Annotated in this window: 20 protein-coding genes; 17 read left to right on the top strand and 3 right to left on the bottom strand. The window is 58.7% G+C overall.

The genetic code is table 11. From position 1 onward, the window contains the following. The first annotated feature begins 590 nt into the window (after window positions 1-590). From ACR0K5_RS08695 to ACR0K5_RS08620, 16 genes are all read left to right on the top strand, one after another. Window positions 591-1754, top strand: coding sequence for a phage portal protein (locus tag ACR0K5_RS08695; protein ID WP_480629293.1), 1164 nt, complete (start codon window positions 591-593; stop codon window positions 1752-1754). Continuing rightward, a complete protein-coding gene (locus tag ACR0K5_RS08690; RefSeq protein ID WP_480629292.1) occupies window positions 1747-1965 on the top strand; it encodes a GTA head formation protein, RCAP_rcc01685 family in 219 nt (72 codons plus the stop codon). Before ACR0K5_RS08695 ends, ACR0K5_RS08690 begins: the two co-directional genes overlap by 8 nt. A gap of 14 nt (window positions 1966-1979) precedes the next feature. Beyond that, window positions 1980-2537 carry an HK97 family phage prohead protease gene (locus ACR0K5_RS08685; protein ID WP_480629291.1) on the top strand — a complete coding sequence of 186 codons (558 nt, stop codon included), beginning with the start codon at window positions 1980-1982 and terminating at the stop codon, window positions 2535-2537. A 36-nt stretch (window positions 2538-2573) separates the two neighbouring features. Then, window positions 2574-3752 carry a phage major capsid protein gene (locus ACR0K5_RS08680; protein WP_480629290.1) on the top strand — a complete coding sequence of 393 codons (1179 nt, stop codon included), beginning with the start codon at window positions 2574-2576 and terminating at the stop codon, window positions 3750-3752. Between the two features lie 169 nt (window positions 3753-3921). After that, on the top strand, window positions 3922-4521 hold the full coding sequence (locus tag ACR0K5_RS08675; protein WP_480629289.1) for a head-tail connector protein: 600 nt from the start codon (window positions 3922-3924) through the stop codon (window positions 4519-4521). Further along, window positions 4518-4856, top strand: a complete 339-nt coding sequence (locus tag ACR0K5_RS08670; RefSeq protein ID WP_480629288.1) for a phage head closure protein — start codon at window positions 4518-4520, stop codon at window positions 4854-4856. The genes ACR0K5_RS08675 and ACR0K5_RS08670 overlap by 4 nt, the downstream gene beginning before the upstream one ends. Beyond that, window positions 4853-5266 (top strand): DUF3168 domain-containing protein, encoded by a 414-nt coding sequence (locus ACR0K5_RS08665; protein WP_480629287.1) that lies wholly within the window; start codon window positions 4853-4855, stop codon window positions 5264-5266. The genes ACR0K5_RS08670 and ACR0K5_RS08665 overlap by 4 nt, the downstream gene beginning before the upstream one ends. Before the next feature lie 20 nt (window positions 5267-5286). Next, window positions 5287-5700 carry a phage major tail protein, TP901-1 family gene (locus ACR0K5_RS08660; RefSeq protein WP_480629286.1) on the top strand — a complete coding sequence of 138 codons (414 nt, stop codon included), beginning with the start codon at window positions 5287-5289 and terminating at the stop codon, window positions 5698-5700. A 4-nt stretch (window positions 5701-5704) separates the two neighbouring features. Further along, window positions 5705-6025: a gene transfer agent family protein gene (locus tag ACR0K5_RS08655; RefSeq protein WP_480629285.1), complete on the top strand. Its 321-nt coding sequence runs from the start codon at window positions 5705-5707 to the stop codon at window positions 6023-6025. Beyond that, entirely contained in the window at window positions 6022-6231 is a 210-nt protein-coding gene (locus ACR0K5_RS08650) for a rcc01693 family protein (RefSeq protein ID WP_480629284.1), read from the top strand. The genes ACR0K5_RS08655 and ACR0K5_RS08650 overlap by 4 nt, the downstream gene beginning before the upstream one ends. Next, complete coding sequence (locus tag ACR0K5_RS08645) at window positions 6218-6880, top strand: phage tail tape measure protein (protein ID WP_480629283.1); 663 nt, start codon at window positions 6218-6220, stop codon at window positions 6878-6880. Before ACR0K5_RS08650 ends, ACR0K5_RS08645 begins: the two co-directional genes overlap by 14 nt. A 15-nt stretch (window positions 6881-6895) precedes the next feature. Then, entirely contained in the window at window positions 6896-7528 is a 633-nt protein-coding gene (locus ACR0K5_RS08640; protein WP_480629282.1) for a phage distal tail protein, Rcc01695 family, read from the top strand. Next, window positions 7528-8415, top strand: a complete 888-nt coding sequence (locus ACR0K5_RS08635; protein WP_480629281.1) for a DUF2163 domain-containing protein — start codon at window positions 7528-7530, stop codon at window positions 8413-8415. The genes ACR0K5_RS08640 and ACR0K5_RS08635 overlap by 1 nt, the downstream gene beginning before the upstream one ends. Beyond that, on the top strand, window positions 8412-8858 hold the full coding sequence (locus ACR0K5_RS08630; RefSeq protein ID WP_480629280.1) for an NlpC/P60 family protein: 447 nt from the start codon (window positions 8412-8414) through the stop codon (window positions 8856-8858). Before ACR0K5_RS08635 ends, ACR0K5_RS08630 begins: the two co-directional genes overlap by 4 nt. Then, the gene (locus ACR0K5_RS08625; protein ID WP_480629279.1) at window positions 8858-12973 is read left to right on the top strand and encodes a baseplate multidomain protein megatron; all 4116 of its coding nucleotides are present in this window, start codon (window positions 8858-8860) and stop codon (window positions 12971-12973) included. The genes ACR0K5_RS08630 and ACR0K5_RS08625 overlap by 1 nt, the downstream gene beginning before the upstream one ends. Continuing rightward, the gene (locus tag ACR0K5_RS08620) at window positions 12973-13269 is read left to right on the top strand and encodes a DUF7742 family protein (RefSeq protein ID WP_480629278.1); all 297 of its coding nucleotides are present in this window, start codon (window positions 12973-12975) and stop codon (window positions 13267-13269) included. Before ACR0K5_RS08625 ends, ACR0K5_RS08620 begins: the two co-directional genes overlap by 1 nt. Here ACR0K5_RS08620 and ACR0K5_RS08615 read toward each other — a convergent pair. Continuing rightward, window positions 13250-13609, bottom strand: coding sequence for a TraR/DksA family transcriptional regulator (locus ACR0K5_RS08615; RefSeq protein ID WP_480629277.1), 360 nt, complete (start codon window positions 13607-13609; stop codon window positions 13250-13252). The genes ACR0K5_RS08620 and ACR0K5_RS08615 overlap by 20 nt on opposite strands. A 63-nt stretch (window positions 13610-13672) precedes the next feature. Between ACR0K5_RS08615 and cysE the strand changes: the two genes are divergently transcribed. Next, entirely contained in the window at window positions 13673-14482 is an 810-nt protein-coding gene (gene cysE / locus ACR0K5_RS08610; RefSeq protein WP_480629276.1) for a serine O-acetyltransferase, read from the top strand. Between the two features lie 7 nt (window positions 14483-14489). Here cysE and ACR0K5_RS08605 read toward each other — a convergent pair whose 3' ends face one another. Both ACR0K5_RS08605 and ACR0K5_RS08600 read right to left on the bottom strand, forming a co-directional pair. Next, on the bottom strand, window positions 14490-14756 hold the full coding sequence (locus ACR0K5_RS08605; RefSeq protein ID WP_480629275.1) for a hypothetical protein: 267 nt from the start codon (window positions 14754-14756) through the stop codon (window positions 14490-14492). 131 nt (window positions 14757-14887) lie between these two features. Beyond that, window positions 14888-16195: a pyruvate dehydrogenase complex dihydrolipoamide acetyltransferase gene (locus ACR0K5_RS08600; RefSeq protein WP_480629274.1), complete on the bottom strand. Its 1308-nt coding sequence runs from the start codon at window positions 16193-16195 to the stop codon at window positions 14888-14890.

The following is a 16195-nucleotide window of genomic DNA, read 5'->3' as shown; positions in this document are numbered from 1 at the left end:
GGGAAGAAATTGGCTACGCAGAGTATTTTGTGTATCACTCGGAATTTGTGGAAGCGACAGCACATCTTGAAATTGTGGAAGAGTTGTATTGGCCAGGATTGCTTGCTTTGGGACAGACTGGGTTGATACCGATTGATCTGCTGCGACCAATTTCATTTGCTGGTTACGGACCGTGTTACAACTTCCCCGAAACCTGCCCTTGGGAATTGGAAATCGGACAGTTAGTCGCGGTCGCCATAAAGGAAAACCCACTTGGTGCATCTAGCGTATCAGTTTGCAGTAAAATCCCTCCGCTTACGTCGGGCGAATCTGAGAAGATTCGTCAGGTGAGAAATGCAACCACTAAGTATGACGCGATGTTACCGTTTCTATCGCAATTTCAGTACCTTAGAGTGGAAGGTGATTCTCGGTTTCGCTAATGCTTCAAGTTTTGAAGCCTGCTCATTGGTTTCATTTTTACATTATGGCTAATAGCTGAAGCGCCCACACCGTTGCCCAACCCCCGTACGCCCCATTCCCAAGCCCTAAACTTCTTTCCCTCATAACTCCTTTCAACAAGCCGGGCAGAGCGGCGGCAGAAAGGAGCACAGATGGTATTCGATTTCTTGCGTCGTGGATCGGCTGAGGCAGCGCCCGAGGCGAAGGCGAGCGCGGCGGGGCCTGTGGTGGCGTGGCAGACGGGCGGGCGCGTGGCGTGGAGCCCTCGGGATGCTGTGTCGCTGACGCGGACCGGGTTTTCGGGGAACCCGGTGGGGTTTCGATCTGTAAAGCTGATTGCTGAGGCGGCGGCGGCGTTGCCTTTGGTGCTGCAGGATCAGGCGCAGCGGTTTGATGTGCATCCGATCCTGTCTCTCATGCGCCGTCCGAATGCTGCGCAGGGGCGGGCGGAGTTGATGGAGGCCTTGTTCGGGCAGTTACTGCTTTCGGGCAATGCTTATGTCGAGGCAGTTCAGGCTGATGAGGGGCTGCCGGTTGAACTGCATGTGTTGCGTTCGGACCGGATGAGTGTCGTGCCCGGTGCGGATGGGTGGCCCAAGGCGTATGATTACGCTGTGGGCGGCAAAAAACACCGGTTTGCAGCGGAGAATATCTGCCACATCAAATCGTTTCACCCGCAGGATGATCACTATGGGTTCTCGCCGATGCAGGCGGCGGCGATGGCGATTGATGTGCATAACAGCGCGTCTCGCTGGTCGAAATCACTGTTGGACAATGCGGCGCGGCCTTCGGGGGCGCTGGTTTGGACGGGCGGTGATGGCCATGGGGTGATGGCCGAGGATCAGTTCCGGCGGCTTTCCGATGAGATTGAACAAAACTATCGCGGGGCGCGCAATGCAGGCCGCCCGATGGTTCTGGAAGGGGGACTGGATTGGAAGCCGATGGGCTTTTCGCCCTCTGACATGGAGTTTCAGAAGACCAAGGAAGCCGCCGCCCGCGAGATCGCGCTGGCCTTTGGGGTCCCGCCGATGCTGCTGGGGATTCAAGGCGACGCGACCTATTCGAACTATCAGGAGGCCAACCGGGCGTTCTATCGCCTGACCGTTCTGCCCCTGGTGACGCGGGTGGCGGCGGCGGTATCGGACTGGCTGGCGGGTTTTACCGGCGAGGAGTTTGCTTTGAAACCCGATCTGGATCAGGTGCCCGCGCTGGCCGCCGAACGGGATGCGCAATGGGCGCGGGTCAATGGAGCCGAGTTCCTGACGGACGCCGAGAAACGCGCCTTGCTGGGCCTACCGGAGCGTGCGGATGGGTGATGGGTATCCTCCGTTCGAGTGCGCGCCGGGCTTGCGTCTGGCCGCGCATGAACGGGTGACCGAGATTCAGCATGCGCATCTGTGCAGGCGGTTGGATCAGATTGAAGAGATGATGGTACGGCTGGAGCGTCGGTTGTGGCTGACGGTCTACGGTGTGGCGGCGGTGATCCTGGCGCAAGCGTTTCAGTCATTTCTGGTGGTAAAGCCGTAATATCAAAATATTACATGGAGAAGTTCATGGACTTGGAGCATAAATTCGCACTGTTCGGAGATGGCTTGTCGGTGACCGATGATGTGGTGATTGAAGGCTATGCCAGCCTGTTTGGGCAGGTCGATCAGGGCAGCGATGTAGTACAGCGCGGGGCCTATCGGGGCTCGCTTGAGGGGCTGGCCAAGGCGGGTCAGCGCGTCAAGATGCTGTGGCAGCATGACCCTGCGCACCCCATCGGCGTTTGGGACGAGGTGCGTGAGGATGACAAAGGCCTTTGGGTTAAGGGTCGTCTGTTAGAGAGCACGCAGATGGGCCGGGAGGCGGCAGAGTTAATCCGGGCGGGCGCTATGGATGGTCTGTCGATAGGCTATCGCACCAAGCGAGCCGTGAAGAATGAAAAGGGCCAGCGGGTCCTGACTGAACTGGAGCTGTGGGAGGTGTCTCTGGTGACCTTCCCGATGCTGCCCAGTGCGCGGGTGGCGGCGAAGGGAACGACCCCGGACGCCCTCGAAGCCCTGCGTTGTATAGCCGAGGTGTTCAACGACGCCCGGCAGGAGCTGGCGCGGACCTAGCGCGCCTCAATACCCACCCAAAAACAGGACATGCTGATGAGCAAGACCGAGACCCCGGCCTTGACCGGAGAGGGTGCGCCCTTGGTTCAGGAGGTGAAGCAGGCGATGGCTGGCTTCGTGAATGAATTCAAAGGCCTGAAGGCTGAAGTTAAAATCAAACTGCAACAAACTGAAGAGCGACTGACCATGCTGGATCGTAAATCAACCATTGCGGCACGCCCGCATCTTGCCGTCTCGAACGAGGACGGAGCCCCGCACCAGAAGGCATTCGATGCCTATGTGCGGTCCGGCGAAGATGATGGGCTACGCGGCCTCGAGATGGAGGCCAAATCGCTGTCGGCTGCTGTCAACAGCGACGGTGGCTATCTGGTTGACCCGCAGACCGCCGAGACGATCAAATCCGTTTTGAATTCGACGGCCTCGATCCGTTCGATTGCGTCTGTGGTGAATGTCGAGGCAAACTCGTTCGACGTGCTGATTGATCATACCGACGTCGGTGCGGGCTGGGCGGATGAGAACTCAGCCACGGCGGAGACCGGGACCCCATCGATTGACCGCATCTCGATCCCGCTGCACGAGCTGAGTGCTTTGCCCAAAGCCTCGCAGCGTCTGCTGGATGACAGTGCCTTTGACGTCGAAGGCTGGCTGGCCGGTCGTATCGCCGAAAAGTTCGCGCGAGCCGAGGCAGCGGCCTTCATCAATGGCGATGGTGTTGATAAGCCCAAGGGTCTGATGATCCATCGTGCGGTGCCCAATGATGGCTGGTCCTGGGGCAGCCTTGGTTATGTTGCGACCGGGATCGACAGTGGCATTGATGCGGACGCAATTGTGGATGTGGTTTATGCGCTGGGCGCGCAGTACCGGGTCAATGGCACTTTCGTTATGAACTCGAAAACGGCTGGTGTGATCCGCAAGCTGAAAGACAGCGACGGCCGTTTCCTGTGGTCCGATGGTCTGGCAGCGGGTGAGCCTGCGCGCCTGATGGGATATCCGGTTCTGATCGCCGAGGATATGCCGGATGCGGCGACCGACAGTTTCTCGATTGCGTTCGGTGACTTCCAGGCGGGCTACACCATTGCCGAACGCCCCGATCTGCGCGTGCTGCGCGATCCGTTCAGCGCCAAGCCGCATGTCCTGTTCTACGCGACCAAGCGTGTCGGCGGTGACGTGAGCGATTTTGCTGCGATCAAGCTGGTGAAATTCGGCACCGCCTAACGCGGGCTGAATCCGGGGGCCCTGGCACCTCGGACGGCGGGCGCGGGCCGGGGCGAGATCCTCTGCGTTGTCTAGCTGTTCCCCTCCGTCCGAGCAACGTGGGGCGGCGCGTGCCCGTCATTTTCCAAGAATGAGGCCCCGGAGGGGTCCGAGATTGCGGAGTGAATGGATGATGTTGATCGAAGAAACCGCCATCGCGGATGCGGCGCTGCCGGTGGTTCAGTTCAAAGCGCATCTGAGGTTGGGCACAGGTTTTGCCGAAGATGACGTGCAGGATGAAGTGTTGAAGGGGTTCCTGCGTGCCGCCATCGCGGCGATTGAGGCACGCACCGGCAAGGTACTGATCGTGAGGGATTTTTCGTGGAATTTGAATGGGTGGCGCGACCCGTCGGGTGAAGTTTTGCCGATGGCTCCGGTGGTCTCTGTTCAGGCTGTGACGCTGACCGACAAGGGCGGAGCTGAAACGGTGGCGGACGCGGCGGCATATCGTTTGGAGCATGACAGCCAGCGTCCCCGGGTTCGCCCTTTGGGATCAAGCCTGCCTGCAATTGCAACGGGTGGGTCTGCGAGGATTACGTTTGTCGCGGGGATGGCACAGGATTGGGGTGGGTTGCCCGCCGATCTGGGGCAGGCGGTACTGCTGCTTGCGGCGCATTACTATGAATACCGAGATGAAACTGCATTGGGTGCAGGATGCATGCCTTTTGGTGTCACCAGCCTGATCCAGCGTTATCGCATGGTGCGTTTTGGCGCGGGGGGTTCGCAATGAATGCACCGCAATTGAACCGCAAGTTGATACTTGAAGCGCCGATGCGAAGCGCTGATGGGTCGGGGGGTTTTACCGAAACATGGGTTACGATGGGGACGCTGTGGGCAGAGGTGACTGCGCGCAGCGGGGCGGAACGCCAGATCGCGGGTGTGTCCGTGTCGCGTGTGGGGTACCGCATCGTGGTGCGAGGCGCTCCCCAGGGATCCTCGATGCGTCCTGCGCCTGATCAACGGTTTCGTGAAGGCAATCGCCGTTTTGTAATCCGAGCCGTGGCCGAGCGCGACCCACGCAGTCAGTACCTGACCTGTTTTGCAGATGAAGAGGTGGCGGCATGAGCTATGGGGTATCTGCCGCACTGCAGGCGGCCGTGTATCAGCAGTTATCAGCGGACGCAGCGGTCAGCAGCCAATCGGGTGGCGCGATCTATGATGCAGTACCCGCAGGAACAGTGCCGCAGACCTATGTGACGCTGGGCCCGGAAGAGGTGCGCGATGCCTCGGACAGATCAGGCGCGGGCGCGATACATCGGTTCACGGTTTCGGTTGTGTCAGAGGCGGCAGGCTTTGGCGCCGCAAAATCACTAGCGGGCTCGGTGTGTAACGCATTGGAAAATGCCTCACTAAACCTGGATCGCGGGCATCTGGTGGGGCTTTGGTTTGAGCGCGCCTCGGCCCGGCGCACCGGGACCGGCGGCACCATTCGCCAGATCGACCTGAAATTCCGCGCGCGCGTGGAAGATGACTAATCAATCAACGGAGAGAGCACATGGCTGCCCAGAACGGAAAAGACCTATTGGTCAAAGTGGATATGAACGGCACGGGCCTGTTCCAAACCATTGCGGGGCTGCGAGCCACGCGCATCAGTTTCAATGCTGAAAGTGTGGATGTCACCAGCCTGGAAAGCCAGGGCGGATGGCGCGAGCTTCTGTCGGGAGCAGGGGTCAAGTCGGCCTCGATCTCGGGTTCTGGGGTATTCAAGGATGCTGGTACAGATGAGCGTGCGCGGCAGTTGTTCTTTGACGGAGAAACCCCGACCTTTCAGGTTATCATCCCTGATTTCGGGATTGTTGAGGGTCCGTTTCAGATGACCGGCATTGAATATGCGGGATCGCATAACGGCGAGGCGACCTATGAAATGAGCATGGCCAGTGCCGGTGCTTTGACCTTTACGGCGCTTTGAACCGATGGCCAATCCGTGGACGGGCGAGGTGGCATTGACCATCAACGGGGAGCAGAGGGTGCTCAAGCTGACACTGGGTGCGTTGGCGGAGTTGGAACAGGAGCTGAATGCAGGATCTCTGATCGAGTTGGTGCAACGGTTCGAGGGCGGAGCGTATTCCAGTGCGGATGTACTGGCCCTGATCGTTGCCGGTTTGCGGGGTGGTGGTTGGAATATCGCCCGAGCCGACTTGATGCATGCCGAGGTTGAGGGTGGCCCCATGGCCGCGGCCAGAACTGCAGCCGAGTTGCTGGCGCACACCTTCATGGTGCCAGAGGGCGCATGAGCGGGTTCGATTGGCCGGTCCTTATGCGGGCAGGGATTCTGGGATTGCGACTGACGCCGGATCAGTTCTGGCGTCTGACCCCGGCAGAACTGCGGCTGATGCTGGGGCAGGGTGCCGGGATGTCCGCAATGAATAGGGCGGGGCTGGATGCTTTGCTGGCGGCCTATCCGGACAAGACACAAGGAGAGCGTGATGACAGATCGTGACGGGTTTGATGACCTGCAAGAGCGAGGGGAATCGCTGGGCGATGCCCTCGGCGATGCTGCGACAATGGCAGCGGCGTTTGACAGTCAGATGAAGCGTATCAGCGCCGCGTTTGAGGAAACCAGCAAGGATGTCGCCACGCTGGAGCGCGGTATGTCCAGCGGTTTGCGTAGGGCCTTCGATGGTGTCGTTTTGGATGGGATGAATCTTTCCGGTGCGCTGGATATCCTGAAGAACTCCATGATCCAAACGGCTTATGCGGCTGCGATCAAACCGGTGACGGATCATTTTGGTGGAATGCTGGCCAACACGGTTGGTGGGCTGGTGAAGGGTATTTTGCCCTTCGCTGATGGCGGCAGTTTCAGCCAGGGCCGGGTGATGCCTTTTGCCAATGGTGGCGTGGTCAGCGGCCCGACCATGTTTCCCATGCGCGGCGGCACCGGGCTGATGGGAGAAGCCGGGCCCGAGGCGATCATGCCGCTTGCGCGTGGAGCGGACGGCAAGCTCGGCGTACGGACGCAAGGCGGCGGGCGTGCCGTGAGTGTGGTGATGAACATCTCAACCCCGGACGTGCAGGGATTTCGCCGATCTCAGGGACAGATTGCAGCACAGATGAGCCGTGCATTGGGCCGCGGCAATCGGAACAGATAAAGCAGGGAGCGGCTGATGAACTTCCACGAGGTGAGATTTCCCGCCAGCCTGAGCTTTGGCTCGGTCGGCGGTCCGGAACGGCGCACGGATATTGTGACGTTGGCCAATGGTTTTGAAGAGCGTAACACGCCCTGGGCCCATTCTCGTCGCCGATACGACGCGGGGTTGGGGATGCGTTCGCTGGACGATATCGAGACGCTGATCTCGTTTTTCGAAGCGCGTCAGGGCCAGATGTTCGGCTTCCGCTGGAAGGACTGGTCGGATTTCAAATCCGGCAGGGCAACGGTGGATACCGATTTTGGAGATCAGGTCATTGCCAAAGGCGACGGCACACGAACTGAGTTTCAGCTGATCAAGACCTACCGTTCCGGCGGGGTCAGCTATGCGCGCCCCGTCGTAAAGCCGGTTTTGGGTACGGTGCGTCTGGGACTGGATCAGGATGAAATTCGCGAAGGCGTTGATTTTGATGTGGATCTGACAACGGGCAAGGTCATCTTTGCGGACCCGCCGCCAGAAGAAGTCGATATCACCGCGGGATTCGAGTTTGATGTGCCGGTGCGCTTTGACACTGACAAAATTCAGACCAGTGTTGCCAGTTTTCAGGCCGGTGATGTGCCGAATGTTCCAGTGGTCGAGGTGCGCATCTGATGGCAGTAGATGTACAGGGCCTGCAGGCGCATCTGCAGAGCGGGATGACAACAGTGTGCCGCTGCTGGGCGATCAATCGCACGGATGGTCAGGAATACGGATTCACTGACCATGATATGGAGCTGGGGTTTGACGGGTTGACGTTCAAGGCCAGTACCGGTCTGACGGCAGCGGCCATTGAGCAGGCTACTGGCCTGTCCATCGACAACACAGAGGCCATGGGCGCCCTGTCCGACGCGGCCATTCGCGAACAGGATATCGAAGCGGGACGTTTCGATGGGGCTGAGGTGCGCGCCTGGTTAGTCAACTGGGCCAATCTGGATCAGCGCGTTCTTCAGTTCAGGGGGTCAATCGGTGAGCTGCGTCGCTCAGGTGGCGCGTTCCATGCGGAATTGCGCGGCCTTACCGATTTGCTGAACCGCCCTCTGGGACGCGTTTACCAAAAGCCTTGCACGGCAGTGTTGGGGGATCGGGTATGTCGGTTCAACACCGACACGCCGGGCTATTGGTTCGAAGGCAGGATTTTGGGCTTTGATGGCGGAACCGTTCTGCACGTCGCAGGTGGAAAATCGATTGAAGAAGGGTGGTTCGAACGGGGTCGCCTAGATGTTGTATCCGGTTCAGCCAATGGGTTGTGGTCTTCGATCAAGAACGACAGGCAGACAGCAACTGGACGAGAGATCACGCTCTGGTCCGGTTTCGGGGCAAGCCTGGCGATCGGCGATAGGGTAAAACTGCGCGCAGGGTGCGATAAGCGCATGGAGACCTGCCGCCTGAAATTCAACAATCTTCTAAATTTTCAAGGGTTCCCCGATCTTCCAGGAGAAGATTGGGTCTTGGCTGTTCCCAAGAAGAGCAAAGCCAATAGCGGAGGCAGCATAAGGTGAACACGCGCAGAGAAGAAATTGTGACAGAGGCGCGAAATTGGCTTGGAACGCCTTATGTGCATCAGGCTTCAGTCAAAGGTGCAGGTACGGATTGTCTGGGTCTTTTGCGCGGCGTTTGGCGCGCTGTGATTGGGCAGGAGCCTGAATCTGTTCCGCCGTACAGCCTGGACTGGTCGGAACCGCAGGGTGAGGAACGTATGTGGGTGGCCGCCAAGCGGCATCTGGTAGAAAAACCGGTAAGCGAGCTGGTGTCAGGGGACGTGCTGCTGTTCCGGATGCGTGATGCCAGCGTCGCCAAACATCTGGGCATCGTCAGTACCACGCAACCTGAGCTACGTTTTATCCACGCGTATTCCGGTCACGGCGTCGTGGAAAACGCACTGAGCGGCCCATGGCGCCGCCGTATCGTTTCCTGTTTCGAATTCCCGATGGAGGAGCTCTGATGGCCACTATTCTTCTTTCTGTAGCCGGGGCCGCGCTGGGCGGATCGATTGGGGGTACAATCGCGGGCCTTTCGACGGCAATTATCGGTCGGGCTGTTGGGGCGACGGTCGGGCGGGTCATTGATCAGCAGTTCTTTAACCAGTCTGTTATGGGCAGCGGCAGTGAGGTCGTCGAAACCGGACGCATGGATCGATTCCGGTTGACGGAAACTGGCGAGGGGGCGCCGGTGACCACCGTCTTCGGCCGTATGCGTGTGGGTGGTCAGGTCATTTGGGCTTCGGATTTTCTGGAAACACAGACGACAACCACAGAAGGTGGTGGTGGAGGTGGCAAGGGAAAACCCAAGCCCCCTGAGGTGACTACGGTCACCTACAGCTATTCGATTTCGCTGGCGATTGCAGTCGGTGCCGGTGAGATTGCGGATGTCGCGCGCATTTGGGCGGATGGGGAAGAACAAGAGCGATCCGGCCTCAACATACGGATTTATCACGGTACGCAGGATCAGTTGCCGGACCCGTTGATCGAGGCGATCGAAGGCGCGGGGACAGTACCGGCCTATCGCGGGACTGCCTATGTTGTAATTGAGGATTTTCCTCTCGGTTCCTTCGGTAACCGGGTGCCGCAGTTTTCATTTGAAGTGGTTCGACCCACTCAGCGTGACATGCCGGATCGTAACAGCGCGGTGCCTCAGATCGTGCGTGGGGTTGCCATGATACCGGGGACCGGAGAATACGCTCTGGCCAGCTCCCAGGTGAATTACTCACACTCTGGCAAAAGCTGGCCTGCCAATGCACATTCCGCCTCTGGCGTCTCTGATCTCGTATCTTCGGCCCGTGCTTTGAACACTGAGTTGCCAAACTGTGATGCGGTGTCGCTGGTGGTTTCGTGGTTCGGAGATGACCTGAGATGCGGTCAGTGCAAGATCCGGCCCAAGATCGAACAGCGTGAAATCGACAGCAGCGATATGCCCTGGATCGTGTCTGATCAGGCTCGAAGCGACGCCGAACTTGTTGCGCGGCAAAATGGGCGCCCGGTCTACGGAGGGACTCCTGCTGACGCGGCTGTGGTCGAGGCAATCCGCCACCTGAATCAATCGGGAAAACGGGTGATGTTTTATCCCTTTATCCTGATGGAACAATTGCAGGGCAACGGGCTGCCTGATCCATGGTCCGATGCTGCAAGCCAACCTCATCTGCCATGGCGGGGGCGGATCACGCTTGATGTAGCTCCGGGGCGTGCAGGCTCATCTGATCAGACCGCAGCGGCGGACGCACAGGTTGCCGCGTTTTTCGGGACAGCGTGTGCGCAGGATTTTGCAATCAACGAAGATTGGGACGGATCAGGCGGCTCGAGCGGAGGCAATGGTGGTCTCGTAAGGCCTGAGCCGGGTGGTCGACCTGACGACAGGGGAGATACCGGTTTAACTTGGGTAGTCGGGGGCGGTCTCCTCGGTGGGTTGCTGGGGGGCAGCGGGGTAACAGCCGAAGAGGTCATTACTTATTCTGGCCCTCAGGAATGGAGCTTGCGGCGTTTCATTCTGCACTATGCAATGTTGTGCAAGGCCGCCGGCGGGGTTTCATCCTTTTGCATCTCATCCGAGATGCGAGCCCTGACCCAGATCCGGGGCGCTTCGGGGTTTCCGGCCGTGGAGCAGCTTCGTGCCTTGGCGGCGGAAGTGCGTCAGATTTTGGGGCCGGACACGAAAATCGGCTATGCGGCGGATTGGAGCGAGTATTTCGGATACCATCCAGAAGGCTCCGGTGACAGGTATTTTCACCTTGATCCCCTTTGGGCGGATGGCAACATCGATTTCATCGGTATCGACAACTACATGCCGCTGTCTGATTGGCGTGATGGTGAACACCATCTGGATGCCGAGGCCGGCGCGCCGTCGATTTACGATCTGGATTATCTTCGCAGCAACATTGAAGGCGGTGAAGGGTATGACTGGTATTACGCTTCTCCGGAAGAGGCGGAAGCACAGATCAGAACTCCAATCGAAGATCAGGGGCACGATGAGCCGTGGATCTGGCGGTACAAGGATCTGCGCAACTGGTGGTCCAATCCGCATCACGAACGGATTGGGGGTGTGCGTCAACCCAATCCGACCGATTGGGTGCCTGGCTCGAAACCGATCTGGTTTACCGAGTTGGGCTGTGCTGCAATTGACAAGGGTACGAACCAGCCGAACAAATTCCTGGACCCAAAATCATCTGAATCGCTGCTGCCAGCCTATTCCAACGGGTTGCGCGACGACTTTATTCAGGTTCAGTATCTGGCCGCGATGCTCGGCTATTGGAGCGATCCGGGCGTCAACCCGACCTCGCACATCTACGGCGCGCCGATGCTGGATATGGCAAACGCGTATGTCTGGGCATGGGATACCCGTCCCTTTCCGACCTTTCCCAACCTGCAAAGCCAGTGGGACGATGGCGAGAACTATCCCAGAGGGCACTGGCTGAACGGTCGGTCCGGGTCACGTACGTTGGCATCCGTGGTGACCGAAATCTGCCACGGCGCAGGTGTCACGGACATAGATGTCTCTGGTCTATACGGTGTGGTCCGCGGGTATGTCATCGAAGATGTGACAAACGCCCGTTCCGCCTTGCAGCCGCTGATGCTGCGCTATGGGTTCGATGCGATCGAGCGGGACGGAGTATTGAGGTTCCAGATGCGCGACGGTTACGGTGCAATCGCATTAAACCCCGATCATCTGGCGATAAGTAGCGATCTGGAGGGTTCGGTTGAATACCGGCGCGAGGCCGAGGCCGAGATGACCGGACGCGTTCGCCTGCGCTTTGTTCAGTCGGACGCGGATCATGATGTCGTCGCGGAAGAGGCGGTTTTACCCGAAGACCGCACCCATTCCGTGTCGGTGAATGAGATGCCGCTGTCCATGACACGAACCGAAGGACGGCAAACGGCCGAGCGCTGGTTGAGCGAAGCCAGAGTATCTCGCGATACGATTCGGTTTGCCCTTCCACCATCGCAATTGCACTTGGGAGCAGGGGATCTTGTTCGGTTGTCAGAAGCTGAAACAGACCCTGTCTATCGGATCGACCGGTTGGAATCCGCTGACCTGCAACTGGTCGAGGCGGTTCGGGTCGAGCAGGGCGTGTACAAGGCATCCGAACTGAATGACGATCCTGCAACGGTCAAACCGTATGCAGCGCCGGTTCCCGTGTTACCGGTCTTTCTGGACTTGCCTTTGATCACCGGGGCCGAAGCCCCTCATGCGCCCTATCTGGCGGTTACCGGAGAACCATGGCCCGGGGCTGCAACGGTCTATTCCTCGCCCAGTGACGATAGCTACCGCCTGAGCGACGTCATCGCCCGACGGGCAGTTGTCGGCGTAACCGAAACACCGCTGAGACGCGCCAGTGTCGGTGTCTGGGATGAAGGCCCGGCATTGAAGGTCAAACTGCTGGCCGGCCAGCTGGAGTCCCGTCCTCGCAGCTCGGTTATGAATGGCGTTAATCTCGCTGCAATTGGCGACGGAACACCCAATAGCTGGGAGGTTTTTCAATTCTCGGACGCTACGCTTGAGGCCCCGGATGTATACGCCTTGTCGGGGCGGCTCAGGGGGCAGCTTGGAACGGATGCTCTGATGCCTGATGTCTGGCCGGACGGATCAGTATTTGTTCTGCTGAATGACCGGGTGCAACAGATCAACCTGCTGCGAAACGAGAGGCGACTTGCCAAACACTACCGCATAGGGCCTGCGACCCGGGGTTACGATGACCCGTCCTACCAACACCTGATAGCTGCGTTTGATGGCAATGGCTTGCGCCCTTACGCGCCTGTGCACATGCGACTTCGATCCGGTACGACCGGGGATGAACTCACGTGGATACGACGTGCTCGAACAGATGCGGACGACTGGTCGGGGCTTGAGATTCCCTTGGGCGAAGAAAGCGAGTCCTATCTGATACGTGTTCTTGCGGGTGGAATCCTTCTGCGTGAAGAACTGACATCCGTACCAAAATGGACCTATTCGGCAGCCATGAAAGCAGCGGATGGCCTGATCGGGGGGTATGAGGTCGAAGTAGCCCAGGTTTCTGCTGTTTATGGACCGGGCGCTTGGTCCCGTCTAGTGATTGGGCAAGCGGCCTGATGCGACCGGTTCTTCATGGGGATGTCAGCGCGGCGGCGCGCGCCTTGTTGGCGGTACCGCAGCCGGAGAGGGGGGCTTTGTGCATCCGGATGATCCATGAGGCGGTATTGGCCGACAGACATTTGGAACGCACCGGCAAGCTCCACCCGGTTTACGGCAACGGCTCACTTATGGCCGTTGCCCGAAACAGGGTCCTGGTTGATGAACCGGGGTTTGACGATCTGCAATATTGTCAGTGTTTTGAGACGGTTCTGCATCAGCTTGCAAGATTTCTGGCTACCCGGACGCGCAGCTGACGCATTTGCTGGCAGCCAGATCCAGATTCAATCGCCGATCCGGAATACGATCGCCGCAGTCTTCGCAATATCCGAACTCGCCTTCATCAAGCCGTGCCAATGCGGCCCGAAGCCTGTGGGCTTCTATGTCGCGATTGGCCTGCTGTGCTTTGGCCATGGCCTGATATTGCAGTGCATCCATACGGCTCAGCCGTCCAACGGCCTGTTGATCCAGCTCGACAATGGCCTGAGCCTGCTGTCCCGACGCTGACACCTCTTGCAATTCCGCCAATCGCTCGCGAATTCGTGTTTCGAAATAGATGCGTTCTGACTCATTCATTTTCGTTACATGACCGATCATGGGTTTGCGTTTGGTCTTTTTGCCACTAAATGGCATTCTAGGCGCAGCAAAGGATCAAAAGCCATGTTCGAAAAGCGCAGCCATGTAACACCGGTTGATCCGGTTTGGACCCGCATCACATCTGAGGCCCATGCAGCCGTCGAGAAAGAGCCCCTTATGGGTGGGCTCGTGCACGCCTGTATTCTACATCACCGCAGCCTTGAGCGTGCCCTGTCGTACCGGGTGTCGGCCAAGCTGTGCTCGAACGAAATGTCGATGATGGTCCTGCGTGAGATTGTGGATGAGGCTTATGCCGACGATCCGGAATTGCTCGAGGCCGCCCGCGCGGACCTTATGGCTGTGTATGAGCGTGATCCGGCCTGCCACCGGTTGCTGCAGCCGATCCTGTACTTTAAAGGTTACCAAGCCATGCAGGCGTATCGCGTGGCGCATTGGCTGTGGCGCAAGGGTCGTCACGATCTCGCGTATTTTTTCCAGATGCGTTCATCCGAGATTTTCGGCATCGACATTCATCCGGCCGCAAAGATCGGCAAAGGCATCATGATCGACCATGCCCATTCCATCGTGATCGGTGAGACGGCAGTGGTGGGTGACAATGTGTCGATGCTGCATTCCGTGACGCTGGGTGGAACCGGCAAGGAAGAGGAGCAGCGCCATCCTACAATCGGAAATGGCGTGCTGATCGGTGCCGGGGCTAAGGTCCTGGGCAATATCGAAGTTGGCCATTGCAGCCGCATCGCCGCCGGATCCGTGGTTCTGCAAGAAGTGCCACCCTGCAAGACCGTGGCGGGTATCCCTGCCAAGATCGTGGGCGAGGCCGGGTGCGATCAGCCGTCGATCTCGATGGATCATATGTTGGGCAAGGACCAGTAATCCGAGTTCAGTTCGAGCGGTTGGTCTGTTTCTCCAACCGCTTGCGCCGTCGTTCTTCCCTTTTTTGTTTTCTCAGTTCTTCACGCTGCGCCTGCTCAGCTTTCTGCCGGGCAATTACGGCCGGATCGTTTGATTTGAACTTCGAATTCTCGCCCGGGTAGCTGTTGGGTTTCGCGAAGGCCACGTCAGATGCCGTCCCCGCCAGTAGGGCTAAGACAATCAGGCTTTGAATGAGAGGCTTTAAGGACATTGCGCACCTTCTTTCTGTCTGCATTCGTAAGAAGAAGGTGGGATGTCTTGATATGCAGAGCAATTGGTGCCCCGATCACGCGGGCTCAATTCAGTGCTAAGAAATGAGAGTGCCCTCGCCAAAGGTGCTTTGAGGCGAGGGCATGTTTCAGGTCCTCAGGCCAGCATAACCATAGGGTTTTCCAGATTGTCGACGATAGCCTTGAGTAGTTCTGCCCCCAGTGCACCGTCGATGACGCGGTGATCGACGGACATGGTGACGGACATCACAGTTGCCACTGTTAACTCACCATCATCCCCAACAACCGGTTTCTTGACGCCGGTACCGACAGCCAGAATTCCGGCATGAGGCGGGTTCACAATGGCGTCAAAGTTGTCGATGCCGAACATACCCAGGTTCGAGATGGCAAAGGTGCCACCCTGGTATTCATGCGGCGCCAGCTTGCGGTCACGTGCACGGGCGGCAAGGTCTTTCATCTCGGTTGAAAGAGCTGACAGAGACTTCATGTCTGCGTCCTGCAGGACCGGGGTGAACAGACCGCCCTCAATAGCGACCGCGACGGCTACGTCCGAAGGTTTCAGTTGCAGCACCCGATCACCGGCCCAGACTGCATTGCAGGCCGGAACTTGCTGCAACGCGTTGGCGACGGCCTTGATGATGAAGTCGTTGACGCTCAGCTTGATGCCACGGCCTTCCAACTGCTTGTTCAGCTGGCCACGGAACTTCAGCAGCGCATCCAGCTTGATGTCGCGACGCAGGTAGAAATGCGGGATGGTCTGCTTGGCTTCGCCCAGACGTGCGGCAATGGTCTTGCGCATACCGTCGAGCTGAATTTCCTCATACTCGCGGCCTTCATACATCCGCGCGACCATGTCTGCCGACGGTCCAGACGGAGCTGCTGGAGCTGCCGCTGGCGCCGCAGCGGCAGCCGCAGGAGTTGGTGCCGGTGCGCTTGCAGTTGCCCCTTCGACATCTGCTTTGACGATGCGGCCATGCGGGCCCGAGCCTGCGATCTGTGCCAGATCAAGTCCCTTCTGCGCAGCGATCCGTCGGGCCAGAGGTGAAGCAAAGATACGACCGCCATCGGCTTTTGCCGGAGCGGCCGGGGCAGGGGCGGGCGCCTCGGGTGCCGCTGGCGCGGCAGCCTCGTTGCCCGCGGCAACTGCAGGGGCAGCCGCCGGGGCCGCTGTGGGCGTGGCCGAGATATCATCAGCGCTTTCGCCATCTTCCAGAAGAACCGCGATTGCCGTGTTTACCTTGACCCCTTCGGTGCCTTCCGGGATCAGGATCTTGCCGATGGTGCCTTCGTCAACGGCCTCGAACTCCATCGTGGCCTTATCGGTTTCAATTTCGGCCAGCAGGTCGCCAGAGGAGACAGTGTCGCCTTCTTTGACCAGCCATTTGGCAAGCATGCCTTCCTCCATCGTCGGTGAAAGGGCGGGCATCAGAATTTCGGTAGGCAT

The organism is Ruegeria sp. AB9, from assembly GCF_056542585.1.
This window is presented reverse-complemented; position numbering and strand designations above follow the sequence as displayed.

Excerpts from the sequence above, each read along its gene's own strand:
- ACR0K5_RS08695 (WP_480629293.1), top strand. The coding sequence starts at position 591 with ATGGTATTCGATTTCTTGCGTCGTGGATCGGCTGAGGCAGCGCCCGAG.
- ACR0K5_RS08690 (WP_480629292.1), top strand. The coding sequence starts at position 1,747 with ATGGGTGATGGGTATCCTCCGTTCGAGTGCGCGCCGGGCTTGCGTCTG.
- ACR0K5_RS08685 (WP_480629291.1), top strand. The coding sequence starts at position 1,980 with ATGGAGAAGTTCATGGACTTGGAGCATAAATTCGCACTGTTCGGAGAT.
- ACR0K5_RS08680 (WP_480629290.1), top strand. The coding sequence starts at position 2,574 with ATGAGCAAGACCGAGACCCCGGCCTTGACCGGAGAGGGTGCGCCCTTG.
- ACR0K5_RS08675 (WP_480629289.1), top strand. The coding sequence starts at position 3,922 with ATGATGTTGATCGAAGAAACCGCCATCGCGGATGCGGCGCTGCCGGTG.
- ACR0K5_RS08670 (WP_480629288.1), top strand. The coding sequence starts at position 4,518 with ATGAATGCACCGCAATTGAACCGCAAGTTGATACTTGAAGCGCCGATG.
- ACR0K5_RS08665 (WP_480629287.1), top strand. The coding sequence starts at position 4,853 with ATGAGCTATGGGGTATCTGCCGCACTGCAGGCGGCCGTGTATCAGCAG.
- ACR0K5_RS08660 (WP_480629286.1), top strand. The coding sequence starts at position 5,287 with ATGGCTGCCCAGAACGGAAAAGACCTATTGGTCAAAGTGGATATGAAC.
- ACR0K5_RS08655 (WP_480629285.1), top strand. The coding sequence starts at position 5,705 with ATGGCCAATCCGTGGACGGGCGAGGTGGCATTGACCATCAACGGGGAG.
- ACR0K5_RS08650 (WP_480629284.1), top strand. The coding sequence starts at position 6,022 with ATGAGCGGGTTCGATTGGCCGGTCCTTATGCGGGCAGGGATTCTGGGA.
- ACR0K5_RS08645 (WP_480629283.1), top strand. The coding sequence starts at position 6,218 with ATGACAGATCGTGACGGGTTTGATGACCTGCAAGAGCGAGGGGAATCG.
- ACR0K5_RS08640 (WP_480629282.1), top strand. The coding sequence starts at position 6,896 with ATGAACTTCCACGAGGTGAGATTTCCCGCCAGCCTGAGCTTTGGCTCG.
- ACR0K5_RS08635 (WP_480629281.1), top strand. The coding sequence starts at position 7,528 with ATGGCAGTAGATGTACAGGGCCTGCAGGCGCATCTGCAGAGCGGGATG.
- ACR0K5_RS08625 (WP_480629279.1), top strand. The coding sequence starts at position 8,858 with ATGGCCACTATTCTTCTTTCTGTAGCCGGGGCCGCGCTGGGCGGATCG.
- ACR0K5_RS08620 (WP_480629278.1), top strand. The coding sequence starts at position 12,973 with ATGCGACCGGTTCTTCATGGGGATGTCAGCGCGGCGGCGCGCGCCTTG.
- ACR0K5_RS08615 (WP_480629277.1), bottom strand. The coding sequence starts at position 13,609 with ATGATCGGTCATGTAACGAAAATGAATGAGTCAGAACGCATCTATTTC.
- cysE (WP_480629276.1), top strand. The coding sequence starts at position 13,673 with ATGTTCGAAAAGCGCAGCCATGTAACACCGGTTGATCCGGTTTGGACC.
- ACR0K5_RS08605 (WP_480629275.1), bottom strand. The coding sequence starts at position 14,756 with ATGCAGACAGAAAGAAGGTGCGCAATGTCCTTAAAGCCTCTCATTCAA.
- ACR0K5_RS08600 (WP_480629274.1), bottom strand. The coding sequence starts at position 16,195 with ATGCCTACCGAAATTCTGATGCCCGCCCTTTCACCGACGATGGAGGAA.